The organism is Streptosporangium sp. H13245, from assembly GCF_055690525.1.
The window spans coordinates 1-19,107 of the sequence record NZ_JBSZKT010000042.1 but is presented as its reverse complement, the minus strand read 5'-3'; the positions used below and the strand labels follow the sequence as shown (position 1 = coordinate 19,107).

Annotated in this window: 19 protein-coding genes and 3 pseudogenes; 15 read left to right on the top strand and 7 right to left on the bottom strand. The window is 71.6% G+C overall.

Going from position 1 to position 19,107, the window contains the following annotated elements; translation table 11 throughout:
* Positions 1 to 29: 29 nt before the first annotated feature.
* Entirely contained in the window at positions 30 to 1,088 is a 1,059-nt protein-coding gene (locus tag ACW9TB_RS34535) for an LLM class flavin-dependent oxidoreductase (protein ID WP_472752312.1), read from the bottom strand.
* A 153-nt stretch (positions 1,089 to 1,241) separates the two neighbouring features.
* On the opposite strand from ACW9TB_RS34535, the gene ACW9TB_RS34530 reads away from it, so the two are divergent.
* Positions 1,242 to 2,276, top strand: a complete 1,035-nt coding sequence (locus ACW9TB_RS34530) for a Ca2+-dependent phosphoinositide-specific phospholipase C (protein ID WP_472752311.1) — start codon at positions 1,242 to 1,244, stop codon at positions 2,274 to 2,276.
* 87 nt (positions 2,277 to 2,363) lie between these two features.
* Here ACW9TB_RS34530 and ACW9TB_RS34525 read toward each other — a convergent pair whose 3' ends face one another.
* Positions 2,364 to 2,882, bottom strand: coding sequence for a CGNR zinc finger domain-containing protein (locus tag ACW9TB_RS34525; RefSeq protein WP_472752310.1), 519 nt, complete (start codon positions 2,880 to 2,882; stop codon positions 2,364 to 2,366).
* Positions 2,883 to 3,170: 288 nt separating this feature from the next.
* On the opposite strand from ACW9TB_RS34525, the gene ACW9TB_RS34520 reads away from it, so the two are divergent.
* The 4 genes from ACW9TB_RS34520 (at position 3,171) to ACW9TB_RS34505 (ending at position 5,836) form a co-directional block, all read left to right on the top strand.
* On the top strand, positions 3,171 to 4,253 hold the full coding sequence (locus ACW9TB_RS34520; protein WP_472752309.1) for a radical SAM protein: 1,083 nt from the start codon (positions 3,171 to 3,173) through the stop codon (positions 4,251 to 4,253).
* 123 nt (positions 4,254 to 4,376) lie between these two features.
* On the top strand, positions 4,377 to 4,928 hold the full coding sequence (mug, locus tag ACW9TB_RS34515; protein WP_472752308.1) for a G/U mismatch-specific DNA glycosylase: 552 nt from the start codon (positions 4,377 to 4,379) through the stop codon (positions 4,926 to 4,928).
* Positions 4,929 to 5,225: 297 nt separating this feature from the next.
* Complete coding sequence (locus ACW9TB_RS34510; protein ID WP_472752307.1) at positions 5,226 to 5,645, top strand: hypothetical protein; 420 nt, start codon at positions 5,226 to 5,228, stop codon at positions 5,643 to 5,645.
* Positions 5,642 to 5,836 (top strand): helix-turn-helix transcriptional regulator, encoded by a 195-nt coding sequence (locus tag ACW9TB_RS34505; RefSeq protein ID WP_472752306.1) that lies wholly within the window; start codon positions 5,642 to 5,644, stop codon positions 5,834 to 5,836. The genes ACW9TB_RS34510 and ACW9TB_RS34505 overlap by 4 nt, the downstream gene beginning before the upstream one ends.
* Before the next feature lie 90 nt (positions 5,837 to 5,926).
* Here the strand turns inward: ACW9TB_RS34505 and ACW9TB_RS34500 are convergent, their stop codons facing one another.
* Positions 5,927 to 6,319 (bottom strand): hypothetical protein, encoded by a 393-nt coding sequence (locus tag ACW9TB_RS34500; protein WP_472752305.1) that lies wholly within the window; start codon positions 6,317 to 6,319, stop codon positions 5,927 to 5,929.
* Between the two features lie 514 nt (positions 6,320 to 6,833).
* Here ACW9TB_RS34500 and ACW9TB_RS34495 point away from each other — a divergent pair.
* From ACW9TB_RS34495 to ACW9TB_RS34480, 4 genes and pseudogenes are all read left to right on the top strand, one after another.
* Positions 6,834 to 7,316: pseudogene (locus ACW9TB_RS34495) on the top strand (LLM class flavin-dependent oxidoreductase); the annotation flags it as partial.
* Between the two features lie 66 nt (positions 7,317 to 7,382).
* Positions 7,383 to 7,454, top strand: a pseudogene (locus tag ACW9TB_RS34490) (hypothetical protein); the annotation flags it as partial.
* A gap of 29 nt (positions 7,455 to 7,483) precedes the next feature.
* Positions 7,484 to 7,651: a flavin reductase family protein gene (locus ACW9TB_RS34485; protein WP_472752304.1), complete on the top strand. Its 168-nt coding sequence runs from the start codon at positions 7,484 to 7,486 to the stop codon at positions 7,649 to 7,651.
* Positions 7,651 to 8,112: a cupin domain-containing protein gene (locus ACW9TB_RS34480; protein ID WP_472752303.1), complete on the top strand. Its 462-nt coding sequence runs from the start codon at positions 7,651 to 7,653 to the stop codon at positions 8,110 to 8,112. The genes ACW9TB_RS34485 and ACW9TB_RS34480 overlap by 1 nt, the downstream gene beginning before the upstream one ends.
* Positions 8,113 to 8,242: 130 nt before the next feature.
* On the opposite strand, the gene ACW9TB_RS34475 is transcribed toward ACW9TB_RS34480, so the two are convergent.
* Entirely contained in the window at positions 8,243 to 8,848 is a 606-nt protein-coding gene (locus ACW9TB_RS34475; protein ID WP_472752302.1) for a class I SAM-dependent methyltransferase, read from the bottom strand.
* Between the two features lie 296 nt (positions 8,849 to 9,144).
* On the opposite strand from ACW9TB_RS34475, the gene ACW9TB_RS34470 reads away from it, so the two are divergent.
* The 6 genes from ACW9TB_RS34470 (at position 9,145) to ACW9TB_RS34445 (ending at position 17,522) form a co-directional block, all read left to right on the top strand.
* On the top strand, positions 9,145 to 9,684 hold the full coding sequence (locus tag ACW9TB_RS34470) for a hypothetical protein (RefSeq protein WP_472752301.1): 540 nt from the start codon (positions 9,145 to 9,147) through the stop codon (positions 9,682 to 9,684).
* A gap of 276 nt (positions 9,685 to 9,960) precedes the next feature.
* Positions 9,961 to 12,498 carry a glutamate--cysteine ligase gene (locus ACW9TB_RS34465; protein ID WP_472752300.1) on the top strand — a complete coding sequence of 846 codons (2,538 nt, stop codon included), beginning with the start codon at positions 9,961 to 9,963 and terminating at the stop codon, positions 12,496 to 12,498.
* A 76-nt stretch (positions 12,499 to 12,574) separates the two neighbouring features.
* Complete coding sequence (locus ACW9TB_RS34460; RefSeq protein ID WP_472752299.1) at positions 12,575 to 14,362, top strand: N-acetylglutaminylglutamine amidotransferase; 1,788 nt, start codon at positions 12,575 to 12,577, stop codon at positions 14,360 to 14,362.
* A complete protein-coding gene (locus ACW9TB_RS34455; protein WP_472752298.1) occupies positions 14,362 to 16,719 on the top strand; it encodes a S9 family peptidase in 2,358 nt (785 codons plus the stop codon). Before ACW9TB_RS34460 ends, ACW9TB_RS34455 begins: the two co-directional genes overlap by 1 nt.
* 42 nt (positions 16,720 to 16,761) lie before the next feature.
* Positions 16,762 to 17,376, top strand: a complete 615-nt coding sequence (locus ACW9TB_RS34450; protein WP_472752297.1) for a nucleotidyltransferase domain-containing protein — start codon at positions 16,762 to 16,764, stop codon at positions 17,374 to 17,376.
* Positions 17,373 to 17,522: a hypothetical protein gene (locus ACW9TB_RS34445; protein ID WP_472752296.1), complete on the top strand. Its 150-nt coding sequence runs from the start codon at positions 17,373 to 17,375 to the stop codon at positions 17,520 to 17,522. The genes ACW9TB_RS34450 and ACW9TB_RS34445 overlap by 4 nt, the downstream gene beginning before the upstream one ends.
* On the opposite strand, the gene ACW9TB_RS34440 is transcribed toward ACW9TB_RS34445, so the two are convergent.
* The 3 genes and pseudogenes from ACW9TB_RS34440 to ACW9TB_RS34430 form a co-directional block, all read right to left on the bottom strand.
* Entirely contained in the window at positions 17,503 to 17,850 is a 348-nt protein-coding gene (locus ACW9TB_RS34440) for an HAD family hydrolase (RefSeq protein WP_472752295.1), read from the bottom strand. The genes ACW9TB_RS34445 and ACW9TB_RS34440 overlap by 20 nt on opposite strands.
* A 55-nt stretch (positions 17,851 to 17,905) precedes the next feature.
* Entirely contained in the window at positions 17,906 to 18,619 is a 714-nt protein-coding gene (locus tag ACW9TB_RS34435; protein ID WP_472752294.1) for a lysostaphin resistance A-like protein, read from the bottom strand.
* Between the two features lie 43 nt (positions 18,620 to 18,662).
* A pseudogene (locus tag ACW9TB_RS34430) lies at positions 18,663 to 19,107 on the bottom strand (transglycosylase domain-containing protein); the annotation flags it as partial.

Below are 19,107 nucleotides of genomic sequence, written 5' to 3'. Positions count from 1 at the left end.
GAGAGCCCGCGACAACGCGGAGAGCGGGGTCAGTGACCCCGGGTGAGGTCGTACGCCTGGGCGACGAGCTCGTAGGAGCGGATCCTGGCGGCGGAGTCGTGGACCATCGTCGTGATCATCAACTCGTCGGCCTCGGTGCGCTTGCGGAGATCCTCCAGCCCCTGCCGCACCCCGGCGACGTCCCCCAGCACCACCTTGGACAGGTAGTCGTCGAGGAAGTCCCGCTCCAACGGGCTGTACGGGTAGCTCTCGGCCTCCTCGGGGGTGGGGATCGGCTGCGGTGCCCCGCGCCGCAGCCGCAGCATGGACAGCCCGCCGGACCTGGCCAGGCGCAACGCCTGCTCAGGGGTCTCGGCGGCGATCGCGGAGACGCCGATCATCGCGTACGGCCGGTCGAGGACGGCGGAGGGCTCGAAGGACGACCGGTACAGCTCCAGGGCCGGGATGGTGTTGTTCCCGCTGAAGTGGTGCGCGAAGGCGAACGGCAGGCCGAGCATCCCGGCGAGCTGGGCGCTGAAGCCGCTGGAGCCGAGCAGCCAGATCGGCGGGCGGCCAGACTCGGGGGAGCGGGGCACCGCGACGACCCGCTCCAGCGGGTGGCCCTGCGGGAACGTGCCGTCGAGGAAGGCCGTCAGCTCGGCCAGCTGCTCGGGGAAGTCGTCGGCGTCCAGGCCGTGCCGCCCGCGCAGCGCCCTCGCCGTGGCGGGGTCGGTGCCGGGGGCCCGGCCGAGCCCGAGGTCGATGCGGCCCGGATGCAGCGCGTGCAGGGTGCCGAACTGCTCGGCGACGATCAGCGGGGCGTGGTTGGGCAGCATGACGCCGCCAGAGCCCAGCCGGATGCTCCTGGTCGCGGCGGCCAGGTGGGCGATCAACACGGCGGGCGAGGAACTGGCCACGGACGGCATGCCGTGGTGCTCGGCCACCCAGATCCGGTGGTAACCCCACTCCTCCGCGCGCCTGGCCAGCTCGGTGCTCGCCTCCAGGGTCTCGGTGGGCGTCACACCGGCGCCGACGGTTGCCAGCTCCAGGATCGACAGGGGTACCTCGGAGGAGCCGCGGGCCGTCCCGCGGATGTCGTCAACAGCCATGTAGGCGGCAACCAGGCGACGCGGGGGTTTATTTCTGTCGACCAGCCGAGATTGATCTTGCATGACTCGACAGACCTGAGTCAGGATTTGTCATGAAATTTGAAAACCGCACAGCCTGCGGGCACGCTTCCCCACCCCCCTTCGGAGGCCGCTTTGCGTTTCCCCGTCCGGTTTCCCACCCGGTTCGCCACCCGTCTCCCCGCCCGTCTCGCCGTGGTGGCCGCGCTGGTCGCGTCCATGACCGCCTCGATCGTCGGCGCCCCCGCCCACGCGAGCGCCGCCACCCTGAACGGCCTCACCTTCGGCGGCGTCCACAACGCCTACGAGAGGACGGCCTACCCCTACCTGATCGACGCGCTCGACGCCGGTAACCGGATGATCGAGATCGACCTGTGGACCTTCTTCGGCCAGTGGACCGTCAGCCACTCCAACCCCTTCGGCAACGACAACAACTGCGAGCAGGGCACGACCGCCGGAGAACTGCGCGACTCCGCCCGCAGCCAGCCGTTCAACCGCTGCCTGGACAACATCAAGGCGTGGCACGACGCCAACCCCGGCCACGAGCTTCTCGTCGTCAAGCTGGAGATGAAGGACGGGTTCCACGACAACCGGGGTAAGGGACCCGACGAGCTCGACACCGTCCTGCGCGACCGCTTCGCCGGGGCGATGATCACACCGTCCACGCTCAAGGGCGGCCACCCCACCCCCGACGCGGCGGCCAAAGCCGGTGCCTGGCCGTCCGACACGCGCGGCAAGATCCTGGTCTACGTCATCAGGGGCACCGTCGAGAACGACAGCCTGCCCACCGAGCTGGAGTACGCCCGCCACCTGCGCGACCACCCTGCGGACGCGCAGGTGTTCCCGGTTCCCCAGGGGTCGTACGGCAACGGCGGTGCCGACCCGCGCCAGAGCTACGAGGAGTCGCTGCGCCCCTGGTTCGTGGTCTTCGACGGCGGTGCGACGACCTTCGCCGGGCTGTCGGCCCAGGCGCGGACGTTCTACCGCGACTACTTCACCACGGTCACCGACGCTCACAGCGTCGCCCCCGCCCTGGACACCTACAACCCGACCCCGCAGCAGGCACTCGACCGGACCCGGCAGCTCGGCTGCCTGGGCGCGACCGTCGTCTCCAGCGACTGGCGTACCGTCCCCGGCTGGCAGGGACCGCACGACCGCGCCGCCTGCTAGCGCGGCGATAGGCGCCCCCCGGTCTTTCCAGGCCGGGGGGCGCTTGTGTGGTTTGAGACAGAGGTGTCCGCTTTTGTCGGTGGGAGGTCAGGGCCGATCGAGGCGCCGCCGCTGGCGGAAGGCCCGCATCGACACCTGCGAACCGCAGCCGGGGCCGCAGTAGCGGGCACGCCGGTTACGGGTGCGGTCGACGAAACCGGCGTGGCACGGGGGGTTGGAGCACGCCTTGATCCGCTCCCAGTCCCCCCGCCGCGCCAGTGTCGTCACCGTGGCGAGGACGGCGCCCAGCGCTCCGGGGACACCCGTGGCCGCGGGCAGCAACCGCGCTCCCCGGACGGTGATGACCGTTGCCAGGAGATAGCGCCCACCGGCCTGGCGCAGGTAGCGGTGCGCGCCCTCGATCACGCCGTCGTCGAGGCCGGGGGCCTGCGCGTGGGCCAGGAATATCGTGACCAGCGCGTCCCGCAGCTCCCGTGCGGCGGACGCGTCCGAGTCCGTCACGATCGTGTCCGTGTCGAGCAGGCCCTCCCGGCGTGCCCAGGCGCCGAAGCCGGACGCCGAGGCGAACCGCTCGACGCGGCCGGAGCCGTCGGCCCGGGTGTTCACGAACCGTAAGAGGGTCTCTACGGCCTCCGTGGTCTCCCTGGTTTCCACGGCGTTCCCCGGTGTCTCCGGCTCCGGCGGCGACCCGCCTGCTCCATCCATGTCCATGCACCGTACAGGGATGCGGCCGTAGCCGGAAGGGGCGCAACCAGACCGGGACATACCGCTTGCGATGTTGTGAGCTAAAGGCTTAGGCTCGCAACATCGTGCGGTTTTCTCCCGCTGGGGAACGCGGCAGGGCGGGACGCGCGCCGTGCGCCGGGCCGACGGAAAGTGGAGACGAAAGGCGTCATGACCTCCCCGAAGAAGGACCACGCCTCCGGCGACGGGCCCGCGCCGATGCGGTGGGACCGCCAGCGCAGGGACGCCGTGGACGACGCCGCGCTGCCGGGGCTCGCCCGCCTGTCGACCCTCGTCCGCAGCGTGCGCACCCCGGAGTTCCAGGGCGTGACCTTCCACGAGATCCTGGCCAAGAGCGCGCTGAACAAGGTTCCCGACGACGCGCGGATGCTGCCGGGCGAATGGACCCTCAACCCCTACCGGGGGTGTTCGCACGCGTGCCAGTACTGCTTCGCCAGGCCCACCCACACCCGGCTCAGCCTGAACATGGCCGAGGACTTCGACCGCGAGATCATCGTGAAGGTCAACATCGTCGAGGTGCTCAGGGGAGAGCTGGCCCGCAAGCGGAAACTGCCGCCGCGCGTCGCGTTCGGCACGAACACCGATGTGTACCAGCGGGCGGAAGGCCGCTACCGGCTGATGCCCGGCATCATCGAGGCGCTCACCGCCGCGCGCGTGCCGTTCTCGATCCTGACGAAAGGCACGCTGATCCGCCAGGACCTGCCCCTGCTGGTCGCGGCGAGCGCCGTGACGGCGGTGCACCTGGGCGTCTCGGTGTCCCTGCCGGACACCGAGCTGCAACAGTCCGTCGAGCCGGGCACGGCGACCACCCGGGCCCGCCTGGACACCGTGCGGGCGATCCGCGAGGCGGGCCTGGACTGCACGGTCTTCTTCGCCCCCGTGCTGCCCGGACTGAGCGACAGCCCCGCCCAGCTGGAGGAGATGGTCAGGGCCGTGGCGGGGGCCGGTGCGACGGGCGTGCACTGGACACCGCTGTATCTCGCCTCGGGTGTGAAGGAGGTGTTCTTCGCCTGGCTGCGCACCCACCGTCCCGAGCTCCTGGAGACCTACACCACGCTGTACGCGAAGGGCTCGGAGGTCCTCCCGGAGTACCGCGAGGACATGCGTGCCCGCCTGTTCCCCCTCCTGACCCGGTACGGGCTGCCGTTGCCGGACAGGGCCACCGATGACAAGTTCGCCCTGCACGGCCGTCGCGGCCAGCCGGAACCACCGCGCCAGGCGACGCTGTTCTGACCACGCCGGACCCGGGTGTGACGAAGGGCCGCCGTCCACGCGGCCGGGATCCTCGACGAGGGCACCCGCACCGGCCTGAACTTCGGCACGCTCAACACCGTCGGACACCGGACCGGGGAAGCCATGAGTGACCAAGAGCTGGCGGACGTCCTCGCCGAGGGGCTGACCGTCGTCTTCGTCGGCATCAATCCCGCACCGGTCTCCGTCGCGGCCGGGCACAGCTTCGCGACCCCGGGGAACCGGTTCTGGCCGGCCCTGCACGCCTGCGGGTTCACCCCGGCCGTCCTGCGTCCGCAGCAGGAACGGGACCTGCTGGAACTGGGACTGGGCATCACCAGCATCGTGCGCCGCCCCACCTCCCGGGCCGACCAGCTGACACCGCGCGAACTGGCCGACGGTGGCCGCGACCTGACGCGGCGCCTGCACGCCCTCTCTCCCCGCTGGGTGGCGTTTCTCGGCGTGAGCGGATACCGCGTCGCGTTCGGCGTGCCCCAGGCCCGCGTCGGAGCCCAGGCAGAGACGATGGGCGGGGCCCGGGTGTGGATACTGCCCAACCCCAGCGGACGCAACGCCCACTTCCCGCCCGCCGCGCTGGCGGTGGAGTTCGCCCGGCTGCGCCACGCGACAGGACTGCCCGACCGGTCCGTGGCCCCCGGCCGTCACCACATCCGGTGATGTGGCCCGGAGTCGGCCGGGCAACGGATGTGGGTGCGGCGCCGATCGAGGACGGCCAGAGGACATTGACCGGCCAGTGGGAGCACCGGTCAGCTCAAGCAGGCATCAGGCGGCGAGTGCGGCGAGTAGCGGGCGGCGAGTCGATGTGATCGGGACGCGGGGCGGTCCTATGCCGCCCGGACCTGGGCAGGCTTGGCCGGTGTCAGGTGTACTTGACATCCCGGCAGGTGCCTTCTAGCTTGTCAGGTGTACTTGACTTTTCGTCGCAGCGCCACCGGACCGCAGGGAGGGCAACCCGTGCACGTACACGACGAGACCGGGGCCTATCGGGACTCGATCAGGACAACCGTCCGACTCGGACTCTGGACACTCGCCTGGCTGGCGACCCTCGCCCTGGCCAAGTTCGGTCCCGGAGACCTGTGGGACTCGCGGCAGCCGATGGCGAGCTGGGCCGCGGTCGCCGCCAACCTTGCCGTTGGCATCGGATGGATCATCGCCTTCGCGGGCTTTCTCCGAGGACAGGATGAGCTGCACCGGAAGATCCTGCAGGATGCGCTGGCGGTCACCCTCGGGGCGGGGTGGGTCGGCGGATTCGCCTACGTCGTCGCGGACGCCGCCGACCTCGTCGTCCACGACGTCGACGTCGCGGTCCTCCCCGCGCTCCTGGGGGTCGTCTACCTGGTCGCCATCGCCGTCGGCAAGATCAGGTACCGATGAGGAACCGCATCAGGGACCTCCGGGCCGAACGCGCCTGGACGCAGGCCGACCTGGCCCAGCGCGCCGGTGTGTCAAGGCAGGCGATCAACGCGATCGAGACGGGGAAGTTCGACCCGAGCCTTCCGGTCGCCTTTCGTCTCGCCAGGCTGTTCGACCTGAGGATCGAAGAGCTCTTTCTCGACGACCAGTGAAGCGCCCCGGGTGCGGCTCGCGCCGGCCCGGCCCGGGGCGAACCTCGTCCCAGGTCGGGCCTGCCGCGTACCGTTCAGCCGATCAGCAGGTCAGCAGGTTACGGCGATGCGGGCGTGCTGAATGTCCGTCACCTTGTACCACTGCGGACCCGGGTACTTCAGCCAGGTGTTCACCGCGTCCTTGGCCCGGCAGTTGGTGTAGACGAAGAACCCGTCCGCGTCGACGACGCCGACGTCCTTGGAGCTCCGCCCCGGCGGCACCCACACCCAGTTGTCGGGCGTCCCGATCCAGTTGTTGGTGACGCGCAGCGAGGCGTTCGAACCGGGGTGGTTGTAGATGACGCCACAGATGTCTATGCCCGCATCGGTGCATATACCGAGCGTGGAGACGTCACCGCCGGTCGCGTGCGCCGGTGAGGTGGACACCGTGGCCGTCGCGGCGGACAGGAGCAGCGCGGCGGCGACGTACTTCAGCTTTCCCAAGGAAATCCCCCTGTTTTGTCAGTGTGATCATGAACAGATCGAGGATGGGGTGACACGCCTATGCAAGATCAGGGGTTGGGATTTGGCTATCTGTAAGGTTCCAGGGAGCCGCGGAGGGCGGGGTCCGGCCCCGATCATCTCGGTAGCCCCTGCCCGCGGGAACGCGAGACCGGCACCGATCCACCCCGAAGGCCCCCGCACGCGAGAACGACGCCGGAGCGACCGCCGTCAAGTGCGGGAAGGCGGTTCAGGAGCCGCCCGCGGAGGCGTGTGAGATGTGCGGCGCGGGCGAGGCGACGCGGAGGTCGTGGCCGGAGCCGAGCCGCTGGGCGGTGGCGGTGAGCCGGGCGGTCAGCTCGGGGAGCCGGTCGTCGCCCAGCCGTACTGACCGACGGGTGGAGCCGCTGGGCCACCTCGGTGGGGGAGAGGGTCGTCGACCGCTCGAACGCGCGCAGCACCGCGATGGCGCGTTCGATCGCCTGGGTGCCCCTGCGGGTGGCGGGCCGAGACCGCCGAGCGGATCCGGCGCGTCAGGGAGGAGGCGGCCAGGCACGGCCGCGAGATCACCTTCAGCCTGTCCACCCGGCCGATCGTCGCCGCCACCGAGGCCGAGGCCTGGCAGGAGGCCGAGCGGATCCGGGCCGCGACCGCCGGGCGGACCTCCGGCGGCGGGCTGCGCTGGGGGAAGGGGAAGAGCGAGTCCACCTCCGTCGGGGCCGCCAGGCTCCAGGAGCAGGGCGCCGAGCGGGAGGTGCACGACGAGCGGCTCTGGTACGGCGTGACCAACCTGATCGGTCCCGGCGGCAACTCCACGGCCGTGGTCGGCATCCCCGAGCAGGTCGCCGAGGCGCTGCTGAGGTATCACGACCTCGGCGTCACGACCTTCCTCATCCGCGGCTTCGACCCGGTGGACGACGTCGTGCGGTGGGGGGACGAGCTGGTCCCGCTGCTCCGGCAGGGTGCCGGGCGGCGCGAGCCCGCGGGCGTGGGCGCGTGAGCGCGACCGGCGATCCGCGACGCGGACGGGTTCGTCGTCCACGTCCTCGCCGGGGACCAGCGGGACGTGGCCGAGCTGTTCGCCAGGACGGTCGCCGACAGGTTCGCCGACCGGGACCGCTGGGAATCTCTCCCCGGAGGGGAGCCGCTGCTGTACGGGACGGCCGCGTGGCTGCTCTGCCGTACGCAGGAGCGTTCATCGCGGGTGACCACCGGCTGGTCGTGGGCCGGGTCGTGGAGGGGCACGCCGATCCCGCCCGCCCCCCGCTGCTGTACCACGATGGGAGTTTCGGCGCGCTCGCGCCGCGCCCTTCCGACCGAACCAGGAGCGACTGATGCCGATCGTCCTTCCCGAAGACCCGTTCCACCGGCGCCTGCACCACATCGCGCCCGGCGGTCTCACCTCCGAGACCGCCCAGACCGGGGGCATGCGCCGCCGCGCGGCCATCAGCGGCGCCACCGTCGGCTCCAGCCGCCTGTGGATGGGCCAGACGCACGTGGCGCCCGCCACCGTCTCGGCGAACCACCACCACGGTGACTCCGAGACCGCCATCTACGTCGTCAGCGGCAACCCCTCGTTCGTCTTCGCCGACATCGAGGGGGAGGAGCCCGTCGAGGTACGCATCGACGCCGAACCGGGCGACTACATCTTCGTGCCGCCCTTCGTTCCCCACCGGGAGGAGAACCCCGACCCCGAGCTGGAGGCGATCGTGGTCATCGCCCGCAGCACCCAGGACGCCATCGTGGTCAACCTGGACGACCTCACCTGGGCGGGGCCGGTCCTGACCTCGCGGTGACGGCGGCCCGCCGTCACCGCGAGGCCGTCATGTGCCCGACCGCCCTGCCCGCCGGACGGATCCCGGGCCGGTCATCCCCGTTCGCCGCTTCTCGCTCGTCCGCCCGCCGGATGGATCCCCGGCGGGCCGCTCACTCGCCGGTGTCACCGGCCGCCCAGCCGCCGGCCGCCTCCCCGGCCAGTTCGTCACCCGCCATCACCCCGGCGTACACCAGGGCGGGCGGTACGTTGCGCCAGATCGGGCCCAGGGTGGCGACGGTGGCGAACGTGCTGTTCATCACGCCGCGGAAGTGCCGGAAGCGCTGGAACGGCATCACGGTCAGCGTCGTGATGGTGCTGAAGGCGCCGCCGGGGGCGAGACAGGCCGCGATCTCCTCCAGTACGCGCCGCTGCTGGGCCTCCTCGAACAGGGTCCAGGGAAGGGAGGAGACGATCGCGTCGGCCTGGGACAGACCGGCCTCCCGCAGCAGTTTGCCGAGGTCACCCGCGTCGCCGGGGATCACTTCCAGCCAGGGCCTGCTGCGCCGCAGGTGGTCCACCATGCCCTCGTTGACCTCCACGGCGAGCTGCCGTCCCCCCGGGGGGAGGCGGTCGCGGATCGCGTCGCTGATCACTCCGCCGCCGGCGCCGAGTTCGACGACCACGGCTCCGGGGGTGGTGGGAACGATCGAGGCCGCCAGGCGTGCGACGGCCTTCGAACTGGGGGCGATCGCCCCCAGCTGGTGGGGGTTACGCATGATCGCACCGAGGAATGTGAGCGTGTCACTACCGGCAGGACGAGTTTGAGAGAGCATCGACAGCTTATTCCCCCTGTTGAGGGGGTTATGCCAGATTGACGGGCTTTGATGATCGGACTTCCGCCGCCGTACGGCTGCCGTACAGCCGCCGTACAGGTGCCGGTCCGCCGGTCGGGAACGGATATCACGACGGCGGCCCGGTCCGCCGCCGGTGGCGGTTCCCACCCGCCCCTGCCCGGGGGAGGCGGGGCGAGGTACCGTCGTCTTATCGGATCCCGGTCATGAGGGGAGCCGCCATGCCAGACGATTCCGATCACGTGCTCGACTCCATCGACGGCGCCGTCGACGAATGGCTCGCCATGAGCGACGACTCGATGCGCTGGACGCCGCCGGAGAAGGCGCGGCCGAAGCCCCAGCTCGGCCTGCCGGTGCCGCCGCTGCCGCAGGTGCTGGAAGACCTCATCCAGGAGGTCGGCACCCGCCTCGGCCCGCCCGCCCAGGCCATGGTCGACGCGTTCCGGCCGCTGGGGGAGGGGGTGGTCGACGCGGTCTCCACGTTCCTCGACAGCCCGCCCATGCGGCAGCTCCTCGATCCGCCCGGCCCGTCGGGCGACCGGCCGGAGACGCTCGGGATCCACGCGTTTCCCGACACGTTCGAGCCTCCGGAGGACGCGCCCCGGCCGCCGCGCATGATCGAACCGCGGCCGGACGAGGCCGATTCGCTCGCGGATCCATCCGGTCCCTCGGGTGCCTCGGGTCCCTTGGACCCATCCGGTCCGCCGGGCGAGTCCGGGGACGCCGGTCCGTCAGGACGCGACGGGTCCCCGGCCGCGTAGGCTCCGGGGTGCCCCCTCCAGATCACCCCCGCTCGCCGAACCGGGCGTGACAGGGCCTCGACGCCGGTCACCGGCGGTGCACCGCCCGATTCCCCATGAGATCTTCCGGGCGGAAAAGGTGAGTTCCTTCGCCGGGAGGGAAGCGGTTCTGTCTCGATCGCGGGGAGCGGGTTCACGGTTTCACTTTCGCCCAAAGTGCCCCGTGAAGTGCGGAACTCCTTTTTTCGGGCAAAGAATAAAAAACCCGATCAACCGGCGTACTTCAGGAGTGATGAAATGGCGGGTCTGGCGGGGCCGATCGCGGTCGGTGTCGAAGAGGAGTTCCACGTCGTCGATGTCGACACCCGGCACCTCGTCCCACGGGCCGGAGTCCTGCTGGAGCAGTTGCCGGCGGAGCGCTTCACCCACGAGCTGCAGCGTTCGGTGGTCGAGGCCAACAGCAGGCCCTTCATGCACCTGGAGGACCTCGGGCACGACCTGACCGCGCTGCGCCGCACGGTGATCCAGGCGGCGGACGGCCTGGGCCTGGGAATCGTGGCGGCGGGCAGCGTGCCGCTGGTGGACCTGGAGGCGCTGAAGATCTCCCCCGATCCCCGCTACGAGCAGATGCTCGCCGACTACCAGCTGCTCACCCGCGAGCAGCTGATCTGCGGGACGCAGTTCCACGCCGACGTCGAGGACCGCGACCTGGCCGTGGCCGTCGCCCACCGCCTCGCCCCCTGGATCCCCCCGCTGCTCGCCCTCAGCTCCAGCTCGCCGTACTGGCTGGGATCCGACACCGGGTACGCCAGCTACCGCCCGCTGCTGTGGCAGCGCTGGCCCACCGCCGGGCCCGTGCCCAGGTTCGAGTCGGCCGCCGAGTACGACCAGGTGGTGCGGGAGCTCGTCGCCTCCGGGGTGATCACCGACCCCGGCATGATCTACTTCGACATCCGGCCCTCGGCGCACCTGCCCACCATCGAGCTGCGGGTCTGCGACGCCTGCCCCCGCGTGGGCGACATCGTGCTGATCGCCGGGCTGTTCAGGGCGCTGGTGGCCAGGGAGCTGGAGGCCGCGCAGAACGGCCCCGAGCGCACGGTCCGGCTGGAGATGGTCCGCGCCGCGTCGTGGCGGGCCTCGCGCTCCGGGCTGGAGGGCGACCTCGTCGACCCGGTCGACGGCACCCCGGGACCGGCCGCCGAGGTGATCCGGCGGATGGTGAACGGCCTGCGCCCGCAGCTGGAGCAGTGCGGCGACTGGGAGCTCGTCACCTCCCTGGCCAGGGAGTCACTCGCCAGGGGAAGCTCCGCGGCCCGCCAGCGCGAGGCGTACGCCCGCAGCGGCCGGCTCGCCGACGTGGTCGACCTCGTCATCGCCGAGACGCGGTCCGAGGAGTGGGAGACCGCCTTCGGCGGGCCGATGCCGAGGATGCACACCAGCCTCCTCGACGGGTACGAGGCCCCCGGCGACGAGGCGATCATCGAGGGCACGGTGCGCGAGTCCTACCAGCCGGTGCTGCGGGTCCTCGACCGCCTGGGCGCCGAGGGACTGCGCGACCGGGAGGAGAAGCGCGACGCCTACCAGCGCCGCAACGGGATGACCTTCCAGGTCGAGGGGGGCGGCGAGAGCCGGATCTACCCGTTCGACCTGATCCCCCGGCTGGTCCAGGCCGGGGAGTGGGCCGGGATCCAGCGGGCCCTGCCGCAGCGGGTACGGGCGCTGGAGGCGTTCCTGCACGACATCTACGACGGACGCGAGATCATCCGGGACGGCACGATCCCCGCGTGGGTGGTCGACGAGTCCCCCGGCTACCGCAAGCCGGGCCGCAGGGTGCCGCAGGGCACCGTGCGCTGCGCCGTGGCCGGGCTGGACCTGGTCCGCGACAACGTCGGACGCTGGGCGGTCCTTGAGGACAACCTCCGGGTGCCCTCGGGCCTCGGGTACGCCGTGACCAACAGGCGGCTGATCACCGAGCTGATGCCGGAACTCGATCCCGGCGACGGGGTCGCCGACCCGAGGGAGGGCCTGCGGACGCTGCGGGAGGCACTGCTCGCGGCGGGCTCCGGCGACCCGTCGGCCCTCGCCGTGGTCTCGGGAGGCCCCGAGGACTCCGCCTACTACGAGCACAAAATGCTCGCCGAGGAGCTGGGGGTGACCCTGGCCGTACCGGCGGACCTGTCCTTCAAGAACGGTCACCTGGAGATCGAGGGACGCAGGATCGACGTCCTCTACCGCAGGATCGACGAGAGCGAGCTGCTCGACGGCCGCCTCGGGCTGGAGATCATGGACGCCGTCGAGCGTTCCGCGCTCGTCCTGGCCAACGCGCCGGGCAACGGCGTCGCCGACGACAAGTGCCTGTACCGGTACGTGCCGCGCCTCATCGAGTACTACCTGGGGGAGCGGCCCCTCATCGACAACGTCACCACCTACCTGTGCCGCGACGCCACGGACCGCGAGCAGGTGCTCGACCGGCTGGCCGAGCTGGTCGTCAAGCCGGTGGACGGCTTCGGCGGGCAGGGCGTGGTCGTCGGCCCCGACGCCTCCGCCGAGGAGCTCGAACAGGTCAGGAAGACGATCCTCGCCGCGCCCGAGGGCTGGGTCGCCCAGGAGACGATCCGGCTGTCGACGCACCCGACCTTCGACGGGGAGCGGCTGAGCCCGCGCGTGGTCGACCTGCGGGCCTTCGTCTGCTTCGGTGAGACGGTGACGGTGCCGCCGACGGCGCTGACCCGCGTCGCCCCGGCCGGAAGCATGATCGTCAACTCCTCCCAGGGGGGTGGTTCCAAGGACACCTGGCTTCCGAGGGGACCCGTCGAGGCGCGGCCCGGGCGGTGAGCTCAGGCGTGAGCCCGGCGAGTGAGACGTGTGCGATGGGTGACCGGAGCGGTGAGCCGGTCATCGGGGGGGTTCGATGTGTGGTCTGAGCGGTGAGCTCCGGTTCGACGGCCGCCCGGCGGACGTCGCCGCCGTGGCCCGGATGAACGACGTGATGCACGACAGGGGACCCGACGGCGCGGGCCTGTGGTCGATGGGCCCGGTCGCCCTCGGCCACCGGCGCCTGAGGATCATCGACCTGTCGGACCGGGGCGCCCAGCCGATGGTCGACAGCGACCTGGGCCTGACGGGGGTCTTCAACGGGTGCCTGTACAACTACCGTGAGCTGCGCCGGGAGCTGGAGGGCCTGGGATACCGCTTCTTCTCCACCTCGGACACCGAGGTGCTGGTGAAGTCCTTCCACCGCTGGGGGCGCGGCTGCGTCGACCGCTTCAAGGGCATGTTCGCCTTCGCGGTCGCCGAGCGCGACACCGGCAGGCTCACCCTCGGCCGCGACCGGCTGGGGATCAAGCCGCTGTACGTCACCCAGGACGCCGGACGGCTGCGCTTCGCCTCGTCGCTGCCCGCGCTGCTCGCCGGGGGAGGGGTGGACACCGGCATCGACCGGGTGGCCCTGCACCACTACATGACCTTCCACTCGGTGGTGCCCGCCGAGCGCACCATCCTCGCCGGGGTGCGCAAGCTCCCCCCGGCCACCGTACGCACCGTCGAGCCCGACGGCACCGTCACCGACCACCTCTACTGGCAGCCGCTGCACACCCGGTCGGCCCTGCCCGAGTACGCCGGGCTGACCCCGGACGAGTGGCGCGAGGCCGTGCTCGACCTGCTGCGGACGGCCGTACGCAGGCGCATGGTCGCGGACGTGCCGGTGGGCGTGCTGCTCTCCGGGGGCCTGGACTCCAGTCTGATCGTCGCGCTGCTGGCCGAGGAGGGGCAGGCGGGCCTGTCGACCTTCAGCATCGGGTTCCCCACGGCGGGAGGGGAGCGGGGGGACGAGTTCGCCTACTCCGACCTGGTCTCCAGGGAGTTCGGCACCGACCACCGGCGCATCGTCGTCGACGACACCCGCATGCTGCCCGCCCTGGAACGCGCGGTGTCGGCGATGAGCGAGCCGATGGTCAGCCACGACTGCGTCGCCTTCCACCTGCTGTCGGAGGAGGTGTCCAGGCACGTCAAGGTCGTCCAGTCCGGCCAGGGCGCCGACGAGGTGTTCGCCGGTTACAGCTGGTACCCGCCGCTCGCCGGAGTGCCGCGCGAGCAGGCCGCCGCCACGTACGAGAGGGAGTTCTTCGACCGCTCGCACGGGACGCTGGGCGCGATCCTGTCACCCGAGTACATGCTGGACGAGGACGTCAGCGGCGATTTCGTCCGGCGCCACCTCGCGCGGCCCGGCGCGGACACTGCGCTCGACGCGGCGCTGCGCCTGGACACGAACGTCATGCTCGTCGACGACCCGGTCAAGCGGGTGGACAACATGACCATGGCCTTCGGGCTGGAGGCCAGGACCCCGTTCCTCGACCACGAGCTGGTCGAGCTGGCGGCGGCCTGCCCGCCCGAGCTCAAGCTCGCCTCCGGCGGCAAGGGCGTCCTGAAGGACGCGGCCCGCAAGCTGCTGCCCGCCGAGATCATCGACCGGCCCAAGGGATACTTTCCGGTCCCGGCCATCAGGCACATCCACGGCCCGTTTCTGGAGCTCGTCAGGGACGCGCTGACCGGCCCGGCCGCGAGGTCGCGCGGGCTGTTCGACCAGCCGTACGTCGACAAGCTGCTCGCGGCTCCGGACGAACACCGCACTACCCTGGGTGCCAACGCGTTGTGGCAACTCGGACTCCTGGAGCTGTGGTTGCAGGCACAAGGAGTTTGATGACCGAAATTCTCGGCGCCCGTTCCCGTCCCTCGATGGGCACGGGCCTGACCGCCTGGAGCTGCCGGGCGCCCGCGCTGGCGCCCGACCTGAGCGCCGTCGCCTTCGTCGGCGACCGGGACGGCTCGCCGCGCGTCTGGATCCAGCCCCTCGGCAGGGACCTGGAGGCGTGGCTCCCTGGGGAGACCTCGCAGGAGCCGCCGGAGGAGGATCCGGAGGCCTGGCCGGTCGACACGGGATCCGAGCCCGTCGCCGACGTGAGCTGGTCCCCCGACGCCCGGCGGCTCGCCGTCCTCGTCGTACCGGGCGGCGGGGAGCACACGCAGGTCTGGACGGTCAGGCCCGACGGCGGCGACCTGCGCCCGCTCGCCGCGCCCGAGGGCGGGTCGGCGGCGTTCGTGCGCTGGACCGGCCACGGAGAGGTCCTCCTCGTCGCGGAGGTCTCCTCGTCGGGCCGTACGGACGCGGTGCTGATCGACGCGGGCACCGGAAGCCGGGAGGTCATCGCGGGCGGGGCGCTCATGCACCCGGCCTCGGTCAGCCGCGACCACCGGCGGATGCTGCTGCGGCGCGGCCCACGCGGCGTGCGCCGGATGTACGTGGCCGACCTCCCCGCCCTCCCCGGCACCTCCGCGAGTCATCGCCCTGCTTTCCCCGGCACCTCCACGGGTCACCTTCCTGCTTTCCCCGGCACCGCCGCAGGTCACCTCCCCGGCACCTCCGACACTCCCACGGAGCGTCTTCCCGCCTTCCCCGGTGACGATCCCGCAGGCCACCTCCCTGCCCTTCCCGGTGCCCCCGTCCCCGGTCCGGCCCTCCCCGGCGATCCGGCGGGCTCCCCTCCGGCCCATCCCGGCGGCCTCGTCTCCGGACTGTCCCACCCCGGCGACCTCACCGCAGGCCCGCCGGGTGGATCGGGTGGATCGGGTGCGTCCCCCGCCGACCTTCCCGCCGTGGTCCGCTTCGGCCTTCCCCCCGGCGATCCGGCCGGTGTCTCGCCCGGCCTGCCCGCCGACCCTCCCGCGGGGGTCCGCTTCGACCTCCCTCTCGGCGATCTCGCCGACGTCCCGCCCGGCCTGCCCGCGAGCCTTCCCGACGAGGCCGCGGGTGACCTGCCGGGCCCCGGGGAACGGCCGCTGCTGGCCGGGCTGACCGGCACCACCGACTACGGCATCCTGTCTCCCGACGGGAGGACCGCCTACCTGCTGTCCGACGTCGGCCGCGACCGGGCCGCGCTGGTCGCGGTGGGCGAGGACGGCGCGGGCGTCGTGCTGGCCGAACGCTCCGACGCCGAGCTGGACCAGTTCGCGCTCAGCGCCGACGGCCGCCTCGCCGTCCTGGTGTGGAACGACTCCGGCCGCTCGGAGCTGGCGGTGATCGAGCTGGACACCGGCGAGACGCGCCCGCTCCCGCCCCTGCCCGCCGAGGTGGTGTCCTCGATCAGGGTGTCGCTGGACGGCAGCCTGGCCGTCCTGGCGGCCGAGGGACCCGGCCACCCCTCCCACGTGCTGCTCTGCGATCTGGCGACCGGCGGCTACCGGCGGATCGCGGGCTCCGGGCGGATCCCCGAGGCGGCCGGAGCGGAGCTGGTGCGCTTCCAGGCGGGCGACGGCATGGAGCTGACCGGCTGGCTCTACCGCGTCCCCGGCGCCCGGGGCCCGGCACCCTTCGTCGTCTACCTGCACGGCGGCCCGGAGAGCCAGGAGAGGCCCACCTTCAACCCGCTGTTCCAGAACCTGCTCGCCGCCGGGATCGGGGTGCTCGCCCCGAACATCCGGGGCTCGTCGGGGTTCGGGCGGGCCTTCCGCAACGCCGACAACCACGCCCTCCGCTTCGACGCGATCAACGACGTCGCCGACTGCGCCCTGGAGCTGGCGCGGGCGGGCATCGCCGACCCGGGCAGGATCGCCTGCATGGGACGCTCGTACGGCGGCTACCTGACGCTGGCCGCTCTCGTCACCCACCCGCGCCTCTTCCGCACCGGGGTCGACGTCTGCGGCATGGCCGACTTCGAGACCTTCTACGAGCGCACCGAGCCGTGGATCGCCGCGGCGGCCGTCAGCGAGTACGGCCACCCCGTCGCCGACCGCGACCTGCTGCGGGCCCTGTCACCCCTGCACTCCTTCGACCGGCTGGCCGCCCCGCTGCTGGTCGTGCACGGCGCCCGCGACACCAACGTCCCCCTGTACGAGGCCGAGCAGGTGCTCCGGGCGGCACGAGCCCGCGAGGTGCCCTGCGAGCTGCTGCTGTTCGAAGACGAGGGCCACGAGATCCGGCAGATCGCCAACCGGGTGACCTTCGTCAAGAACGTCGTCGAATGGCTCAGATGGCACCTGTCGCTCCCCGACCCGGCGTGACGCCTCGTTCCCCGCCCGGCTCGGGTCGGTGACAATGGCGGTATGCCACGTACGGAAACACCGTGGGGACCGTGGGAACCGGCTTCGCGGGCCGAGGTCGTCGAGCTGTTCCGCGAGCTGGGGACACCCTGGTGGATCGCCGGGGGATACGCGATCGAGCTGGAGGTCGGTCACGTCTACCGCGAGCACGGGGACATCGACGTGGGCCTCCTCCGCCGTGACCAGGCCGCGGCGCGCGAGCTGCTCGCGGGGTGGGACTGCTGGGCCGCCGACCCGCCGGGCACGCTGCGCCGATGGCCGCCGGACGAGATCCTTCCCGACGGTGTCCACGACATCTGGGTCCGTGAGGACGCGGAAGGGCCGTGGCGGATCCAGCTGATGCTCGACGAGGCCGACGGGCACGACTGGGTCTACCGGCGGGACCCGAGGATCCGCCGCTCGCTGGCGTCGTTCACGGTCGCCGAGGACGGCTTCTCGCGCATCGCGCCGGAGATCCAGCTCCTGTACAAGGCCAAGGGACGACGCCCCAAGGACGAGCTCGACTTCACCGAGGTCCTGCCCCGGCTGGACGAGGCGCAGCGGACCTGGCTGGACGAGGCCCTGGCCACCGAGCACGGCACCCACCCCTGGCACGAGCGCCTCCGCCCTCGGGGATGAAGGCGATCACCTGGTACGCCACCGGCATGGAGCGCGTCCGCGACGTGCGCCGGGCGCTCCAGCCGTGGGCCGATCAGGAATGTGTCCAGCACCTGGACGACCGGCTCTACGGGTGGAAGACCACTCTCATCGCGCTGCGGCGTTGACGGCGGAGATGCGGTTCCCCGCGATGCCCACCCACAGGCCGTTGGCGCGGAGTTGTTTCAGCGACGGTCGTACATCCGGATAGAGGTCATCCTCACCGAACCACTCCGGCCGTCCCTCGGAGGCACGCCTCTCCCGCTCCTCGTACAGGTCGAAGCCCGGACGAAAAATCTGGAACGTCTCCCGGTAGTCCAGCCCACGCGCGATCACCGCGCCAAAGGTCGCGGCGAAGGTATGCCGGGGAACGCCCAGCCAGTCGGCCCACGTGCCGTACTCACGCGTCTCGTCCACCAGACACTCACCGACGTCGAACACCACAGCTCTGATCACGATCAGCAGCCTACGACGCACTCTGTCGGCCTTCGGGTGAGAGTGGTCGCGTGGGTCAGGTCAGGGTGGGGAGCAGTGCGTAGGTGATGACGGTGAAGGTGTTGTTCACGGCGTGGACGATAACGCCGGGCCAGATCGATCCGCTGCGGCGTCGGAGTTCGGCGGCGATGAGTCCGACGATGAGAGCCACGGGAAGGACCACGTTGACGCCGTGGAGCAGGGCGAAGATCACGGCGCTGCCGACGACCGCGACGAACGGGCCGTAGCGCAGAAGTGCCGTGGTGAGGACACCGCGGAAGAACAGCTCCTCGCCGATGGGCGTGAGGACGGCGAGGAACAGGAAGGACAGGAGCAGGAACAGTGCCCCGCCGCCGGCGCTGGCCTCGTAGCCGGCCTGCGTGTCCGTGGGGGCGCCGGTGAGGGCGACGAAGGCCGGGACGATCACGATCTTCGCCGCGAGTGCGACCAGTCCTCCGGCCAGCCCGATCAGCAGCCAGCGCCACGAGACGCGGCACACGCCGAAGGCCCGCCAGGAACGGACCCGCACCAGCGCCGCCGCCGCGAACGCCGCGATCCCCGCGACGCCGGAGAGCGTGGCCTCGACCAGGCCGCCCACCGCCGGGCTGAAGTCGAGGGGCGCGAGCAACAGCAGCGGGACTCCGAAGGCGACGACGACCAGGACGACCAGGCCGACGCCGATCTCGGTCCACCCCGGCCTCGGGGAGTCGGTTACTTCCAGCCGGTCGTGGTCGGGGGGAGTGTGACTCACGGTGTTCGACTCCAATCAGTGGTGGGAGGGTTCGCGAGGCTTCCTAGCCGTCCTGGTTGTCGAAGCCGCCGGGATCGTCGGGACCGTTGACCTCGACGCCGCCCTCGTCCGCGGTGTCGTCACGCTGGGGCGGCGCGGGCTGGCAGCTCTGGCCGCACCCGCCGAACCGTTCGGTGTCGAGCGGGGTGAAGGGCGTCGGCTCGACGTTCCTCAGCGCCGCCAGCATCGTGTCCTTCCAGATCGGGCCCGGAATGCTGGCACCGGCGACGATGCCGTAGTAGCGACCGCCGATCGTGACGCCGGTCAGTTTGTGTTTCTGTGAGCCGCGTGGGTCGCCGATGCTGACCGCTGCGGCCAGGTCGGGGGTGAACCCGGCGAACCACGCCGTGGCGTAGGCGTCGGTGGTGCCGGTTTTGCCTGCCGCGTCGCGGCCGATGCCGCCCACGTTGCGCATGGTGCCCTTGGTGAACACCCCCGACAACACATCG